Annotated in this window: 7 protein-coding genes; all 7 read right to left on the bottom strand. The window is 43.1% G+C overall.

Going from position 1 to position 6196, the window contains the following annotated elements; genetic code table 11:
• Nucleotides 1–357: 357 nt before the first annotated feature.
• Nucleotides 358–915, bottom strand: coding sequence for a DinB family protein (locus tag B9Y87_RS10225; RefSeq protein ID WP_085499237.1), 558 nt, complete (start codon nucleotides 913–915; stop codon nucleotides 358–360).
• Nucleotides 916–972: 57 nt separating this feature from the next.
• A complete protein-coding gene (locus B9Y87_RS10220; protein WP_085498743.1) occupies nucleotides 973–1509 on the bottom strand; it encodes a Crp/Fnr family transcriptional regulator in 537 nt (178 codons plus the stop codon).
• An 11-nt stretch (nucleotides 1510–1520) separates the two neighbouring features.
• Complete coding sequence (locus B9Y87_RS10215) at nucleotides 1521–2492, bottom strand: NAD(P)-dependent alcohol dehydrogenase (RefSeq protein ID WP_085498742.1); 972 nt, start codon at nucleotides 2490–2492, stop codon at nucleotides 1521–1523.
• A 26-nt stretch (nucleotides 2493–2518) separates the two neighbouring features.
• Nucleotides 2519–3931: a BNR-4 repeat-containing protein gene (locus B9Y87_RS10210; RefSeq protein WP_085498740.1), complete on the bottom strand. Its 1413-nt coding sequence runs from the start codon at nucleotides 3929–3931 to the stop codon at nucleotides 2519–2521.
• A gap of 4 nt (nucleotides 3932–3935) precedes the next feature.
• Complete coding sequence (locus B9Y87_RS10205; RefSeq protein ID WP_085498738.1) at nucleotides 3936–4385, bottom strand: GNAT family N-acetyltransferase; 450 nt, start codon at nucleotides 4383–4385, stop codon at nucleotides 3936–3938.
• A gap of 651 nt (nucleotides 4386–5036) precedes the next feature.
• Nucleotides 5037–5255 (bottom strand): hypothetical protein, encoded by a 219-nt coding sequence (locus tag B9Y87_RS10195; RefSeq protein ID WP_085498735.1) that lies wholly within the window; start codon nucleotides 5253–5255, stop codon nucleotides 5037–5039.
• A gap of 80 nt (nucleotides 5256–5335) precedes the next feature.
• Nucleotides 5336–6178 carry a pseudouridine synthase gene (locus B9Y87_RS10190; RefSeq protein ID WP_085498733.1) on the bottom strand — a complete coding sequence of 281 codons (843 nt, stop codon included), beginning with the start codon at nucleotides 6176–6178 and terminating at the stop codon, nucleotides 5336–5338.
• Nucleotides 6179–6196 lie beyond the last annotated feature (18 nt).

The raw sequence follows: 6196 nt of genomic DNA, 5'->3' as shown, positions 1-6196 counted from the left end.
ATTCCCCCTCCTTGGGAGGGGGCTAGGGGGAGGACTTCAAGGCAGGATAATCATTGCTTAGTGCGAAAACAAAAAAGACGGAAGGGATTGAAACCCACAGCTAGATATTTTTCGCGAAAGGGTTTATGAAGTGCCGAGACAGGAGACTTTGCACAGTATGGATCATATTCCCCCTCCTTGGGAGGGGGCTAGGGGGAGGACTTCACGGCAGGATGTTCATCTCCAATTATTATCAGTCTCGTCAGTCAAAAACTGATTGTCGCACCATACCTGGCTACCGGCTAAGTATTCTCGCTATGACCATAAAATTTCAGGTAGACATTAGAGACCATAAGGTGAAACCTACATTCTTTCTTTCTAAACGGATAACCTGCTAGCCTCCCTTAATACCCTTTCCGCTTGGGCCATGTGGCGCTGATTGTGGTAGATGACCACCCTAAAGGTATCTCCCAATCTAAGTTGGATCCATTTGGAAATGGAAATGCCTGTTTTGGTCTTGTTGAGGTCTACCGCTTTGGATTTGTCCAATAGGTTAAGGATGGCCTGTTGTTGGCTCAGAAATTTTTTAAGGGTGTCCATGTTCAGCTCACTGCCTACGGGGTTCATGGACTTAAATGTTTTCATTTTGTTCAGCTTTTCCTGCGGAAGCATGGTTTTAGCAAAATAGTTGCCCAGCCATCCGCTTTTGAAAATTTCTGTAGACCGATGCTGGGAAGTTGCTATCCGCTTTTCAATTTCAGGAATATAGTAATCCCCATAGCGGTTTAAGTGTTCCAGGCATTCCAAAACACTCCAACTATCAGGGGAGGATTTCCAATTCAAAATTTCCAAAGGCAAGTGTGTAAAGCTCTCGGCCTTGTTTTTGTTTTCCTGGGTACGCTCCAATAAATCCTTCAATAAATCCTTAGAAAGCATGTCTTTATTTTTAAGGGCAAATTTTGGCATTTTAAAGCTCTAAATCATTGATTGAAATCAAGATTTTTTAATCCGGGAAAGCGTTTCAGGGGTCATTCTTAAATAGGAGGCTATGTATTTGTGGGGAATTTCCTGAAAGAGTTGGGGAGAGCGCTTCAGTACCCTTGTATACCTTTCCAAGGGAGACACGGTTAAAATATCCCGCTCCCTTTCCATTTGTTGCAATACCAATTGCTCCAACATAAGTTGCCAGGTGGTAGTATTTTCTGGGGTGGATTTCATTAAATCCATGAAAGTGGCCTTGTCAATGACTTTAACGGTGGTTTTTTTCAGTGCCTGTATATAGAGATCGGAAGGTTTTTCATCCAAAAAGGAATCCAGAGCAGTAATAAAATTATGGGTATAGCCAAACCTAATGGTGTGTTCCTCATTTTCCTCCACCACATAAATTCTTAAACTTCCCTGAACCACCCAATAGAGGTTGGTGTCCTTACTGCCCTTTACCTTTAGAAATTGGTTTCTATCCAATTCCAAGACATTGGTCCATAACCCTTTGCGTTCTATGTTCTCAACGAGGTCGGTAATTGGAGTCATTTTTTAAGGGATTAGGAATTGGTGGTCATTACTATTTTCCCCTTATGCTTTGCGTCTCCAAAATACTGGAGCAAGCGCCCGGCATCTTCCAATGGATATGGGCCATCTATCTGGCATCGAATTTTCTGTTGCGCAAGCAGATCACAGATATAATCCAACCCAATATTCGATTTTAGGGCGAGTATCTTTAACCTCTTGGAACTGAAAAGGGGTACAAGTTTTCCCCATAACAATAACCCTATAAGGTTCAAAGGCTTGCCCCCTATACTAACATATCGCCCAGTGGGGTTTAAGGCTTTTAGGTAGCTAAGGGAAGCTTTGTTGGACCTACAATCCAGGATGAGGTCGTACAATTCCCCCGCCTTGGTGAAATTCACCTTTTTATAGTCCAGCACATGGTCATAACCAAGCGATGTCATCATGGCCAATTTTTCTTGGGAATCCACTCCTGTAACCTCACAATTATACAGTTTGGCTATTTGCAGACCAATGGTCCCTACGCCGCCACCGCCACCGTTGATCAGAATTTTCTGGCCTTCTTTTATTTTTCCTAGGTCCCTTAGGGCCTGTAACGCCAGGCAGGAGGCATGTGGAATGGCTGCGGCTACCTCAAAACTTAAAGCCTGGGGTTTTTGGACCACCGCCTTTTCGTTAATACAAATATATTCCGCAAAGGTGCCAAAACCAAAATCTGCGGTGTCGCCCATAACCGCATCCCCAATAGTGAATTTCGTAGCCTTGGCCCCCAAAGCCGAGACGGTGCCCGATAACTCCATGCCCAAGCCATGTTTTGGTTTAAATAGCCCGAAAAATATTCGGTATATATAGGGCTTGCCTCTAACTATACTCCAGTCGTAGTCGTTTACGGTGGTGGCATGGACCTTTATTAAGATCTCATGGTCTTTGGGCGAGGGGGTAGGAACTTCGGTTATCCGGACCACTTTTTCGGGTGGGCCATAGGTTTCACATATAATAGCTTTCATCTGTTTCTATTGTTGTCCTAAGTTAATCATTTGATTCTAATGGGTTTCTCAAAATCTTCGGTCATTGTATAGGGCATTTTCCATATGTTGCCCTTAAAATTGCCAAAATAGAGTTCGGATTTACTGGATTGGTGCGAATGACCATCGGCCCAGAAAAAGCAAAATGGGGCTTTAAAATTTACGGCTTTGCGTACATAGGAATGGCTCATGATACTCTGTTCCGTCAATACCTTGATCTTTTTCCAGGTTGCCCCTTGGTCTTCAGACTGCCACATGGCCAATTCCCCGCCAACTCCCCAATCCTGGGCCCCTTGTTCCGTAGGCCCCACAATTTTCCAATGGTCTTGGCTAATAAAGAGACTCCCCATATCATAATTGTGGTCGGAGGTGGTAACCACTGAGGTTTGCCATTCCGTGCCGGTCCATTTGGTAATGCACCATTCGTAGGGGGCGCTTTTGGGGCCAGGCTCGTGGCCATTACTTCTAATATATAGGCAGGCCGGATTCCCCATAGCATCAAAGCCCATATCTTTTAGGTACACATTTTTTTCTTGGGAGGCGTAATCTACCGCTTTGGCCGGACTGTCCAGTTCTTCTACCGGAATAGGTATTTTTAGGCCATTAACGGTGGACCAAGTGGCTCCGAAGTCGGCCGATTGAAGGTAGTACAGGTCCGTCCTTTTATCCACATTGCCATTGGGGTGCCTGTTTAGGAAGGTTCCTAAAAGTTGGCCATTATAAAGGTCGCTCACTTGGTAATGGCCGGACTTTTCACCTTGCTTTTCAGGGATGGCGGCCAGCAATCTATCCTCGGTCCAAGAGATCCCGTCCTTGCTGGTTTCATAATAGAGCTGGCGTACCCCGGTATATTTTGTAAAAAAATGAAAAAAGCCAAAATCGGTATACCTGGGTTGTGGGTAGGTCATTTCCTCTTCCGTAACCTGTACAAATTCCTGTATGGAATAGGGTGTTTTGCTTTTGTATTTATAACCTGGCCTGTTAGTGCCCCTTCCACTGACAAACACCCAAATATAGCCTGAAGCATCGATTAGGATGGAAGGGTTGTCATGGGGGTCGTTTACCCCATTTTTATCGTAGACTACAGTGGGTTTGGAAACCATTTCCGTCTTATGATCGAACTCCCCGATCATACAGAGCAGGTGGTGTTGAGCTTCTGTTGGAGTGCCCCCATAAACAAAAAATGTCTTTTCTACTTCAGGGGCATAAATGGCCAAGGGCACATGCTTTGCGGTATAGGTACCCAGTGCTCCCGAGTATTTATCCCCATACTCGTACTTCTGGTTTAATTGGAACCAAATGCCCCGGTAGCCATTGATTTTGGTGTTGGTCAAACTTTGGCCAAAGCTATTTCCAACGGAAAAAATTATAAAAATCAGCACTAGAGTTTTGAAGCTTCCTGAAGTTTTAATACGTGCCATTTTCCTATTTTGTTTTGCCAAAGCATTTTTTTTTGATGCCTCCCGTACCGATATATTCACCTGTTTCCTGAAACCCAAACTTTTTATAAAGGGCTATTGCTGGGGTATTGGCCCAACCGGTTTCTACAATAAGGGTCTCGTAATCGTCATAATTTTCAAGGAACAGTAACAGCTTACGGGCAATTCCCTGCCTAAAATGTTTTGGATGTACTACCAGGCTACAGATATCCAGAGTGTTTTTTAGTGGGTCTATTTCAACTGCAGCGGCCAAAACATCGTCTTTCCAGAATCCAAAAAACTGGGTAGTGCTATTTTGAAATTCCGAAATGCTTCTGTGTAAAGGTGGAAAATCCGTAACGCCCAGTAATTCAGCCTCGATGCGATAGGAGACTTGGAAAAGCGCGTGGAGTTTTTCTGCATTGGAAATTTCGGAAGGGACTATTTCTTTGATCATTGACGGTAAAGGACGGCCTTAATTGTAGAATACTGTTATTAATGGAAACTCTAATATAGCAATTCTTTGTCTCTCTTGGAGGTTGTGGGTATGAAGGTTACAGGTTGAAAGTTAAAAGTCCGAAGTCTGTCACTTCAAACCTGCCTACAGCAGGAAGGTGGCTTCACAGACTAAAGGAGGAGAAGACGGAGGGGAATGGGAATGAAGGCTCAAGACCTTGGCGCATTGACCAAAGTATTGGAAATACCTTAGTTCTAATATTCTATTTAAGGATAGGTTTGTTCCTCCTCCATGGGAGGGGGCTAGGGGGAGGGCTTTAAAGCAAGATGGTATTGACCATTTTCGACTGCTATATCCAGATTGCTCCACAGTGCCTATCCTGTACTAGGCAGACGCTCAATTATAGATTAATGTAAGGCCGAGGGCTGTTTCCAAAAAGGATGAACTTCTCCCAAGATGTACGATATTTTCTCGCTATGTTCTCTTAGCGGAATAGGTAAGGAAAATAGTGTAGTTTTTTTCTAGAATATCAATCCGAAATCTATTGCAATGCCCCTTTAGAAATGGTAAAAGTATCTGTTTCAGTTCCCTTCCTAAATAATATATAGCCCTGTCTAATTCAATTTACCTTAAGATTAGGATTCTAAGGTGTTATTTTTTATTCACCGTATAAACTCCTCCGGCAACCAAAAGTATACCTAAACCTAAATAGAGATATCCCTGTTGTTTGCTCCCTTTATCTGAAACATCGAGTTCTATATCCAACACCTTTATAGAGGCCCCACTATTTTCTATTTTATTCAAACCCGAATACCCTAGGGCCAAGCCACCAATTATTAGAAGGATTCCGATTATTTTTTTAGTATTCATAGTTGGTTATTTAATGCTAAATATCAACAAAATTTTATGAACCTTATAATAATGATGGTAATGAAAACAGGCTTTGGACCCTATTTTATCATTCCCAAATTAATGACTTCCTGTTCGGTAAGATGTCTCCAATGCCCACGGGGAAGATCTTTTTTGGTGAGTCCGGCATAGACCACCCTATCCAATTTTACGACCTCGTATTCCAATTCCTCAAAGATTCGGCGTACAATTTTGTTACGGGTGCTTTTCAATTCTATCCCTACCTCGCGCTTGGGTGCGTTTTCAATAAAACTAACGTCATCTACCTTAACCACGCTATCGTCTATAGAAATGCCTTCCTTGATCTTAATAAGGTCTTCGCCCCTTAAGTTTTTGTTCAGCTCTACATGGTATATTTTACGAAGTCCGTTTTTCGGTTTCGTAAGTCGCTTCGTCATTTCCCCATCATTTGTAAATAATAAGAGACCGGTAGTGTTCTTGTCCATTCTCCCAACCACCGAAAGTTTGGATTTGGAAGCATTGGAAATAAGGGAGGCCACAGTTCTTTTGCCGTGCTCATCCTTTGGAGAGGTAACAAAATCCTTGGGCTTGTTCAGCAGCACGTACTCCTTTTTCTCCGGATTTAGCAAACGGCCATCAAATTTTACTTCATCGGTCAGTTTTACCTTGTAGCCCATTTCGGTAATTGGCTTGCCATTTACAGTGATGTTACCGGCAGCTATATAAATATCCGCGTCCCTACGCGAACATACCCCAGAGTTGGCTACATAACGATTTAGACGCATTACGTTGGGATCGGATGGCGGCTTTGCGTCCATTTTCTTTCTTATAGGTGCGTTGCCCCGTGCATGGCTCTTTTTTCTAAAAGTGCCCCCTTGTCTTCCTGATGCTTTTTTGTCGTTATTGGAATCTGACCTACTCATATGTACTATAATTTATTG

This window comes from Arenibacter troitsensis, from assembly GCF_900177645.1.
GTDB classification, from domain to species: Bacteria; Bacteroidota; Bacteroidia; order Flavobacteriales; family Flavobacteriaceae; genus Arenibacter; species Arenibacter troitsensis.
The sequence above is the reverse complement of the archived record's forward strand: the minus strand, read 5'-3'. Positions and strand labels throughout refer to the sequence as shown.

Excerpts from the sequence above, each read along its gene's own strand:
- B9Y87_RS10225 (WP_085499237.1), bottom strand. The coding sequence starts at position 915 with ATGCTTTCTAAGGATTTATTGAAGGATTTATTGGAGCGTACCCAGGAA.
- B9Y87_RS10220 (WP_085498743.1), bottom strand. The coding sequence starts at position 1,509 with ATGACTCCAATTACCGACCTCGTTGAGAACATAGAACGCAAAGGGTTA.
- B9Y87_RS10215 (WP_085498742.1), bottom strand. The coding sequence starts at position 2,492 with ATGAAAGCTATTATATGTGAAACCTATGGCCCACCCGAAAAAGTGGTC.
- B9Y87_RS10210 (WP_085498740.1), bottom strand. The coding sequence starts at position 3,931 with ATGGCACGTATTAAAACTTCAGGAAGCTTCAAAACTCTAGTGCTGATT.
- B9Y87_RS10205 (WP_085498738.1), bottom strand. The coding sequence starts at position 4,385 with ATGATCAAAGAAATAGTCCCTTCCGAAATTTCCAATGCAGAAAAACTC.
- B9Y87_RS10195 (WP_085498735.1), bottom strand. The coding sequence starts at position 5,255 with ATGAATACTAAAAAAATAATCGGAATCCTTCTAATAATTGGTGGCTTG.
- B9Y87_RS10190 (WP_085498733.1), bottom strand. The coding sequence starts at position 6,178 with ATGAGTAGGTCAGATTCCAATAACGACAAAAAAGCATCAGGAAGACAA.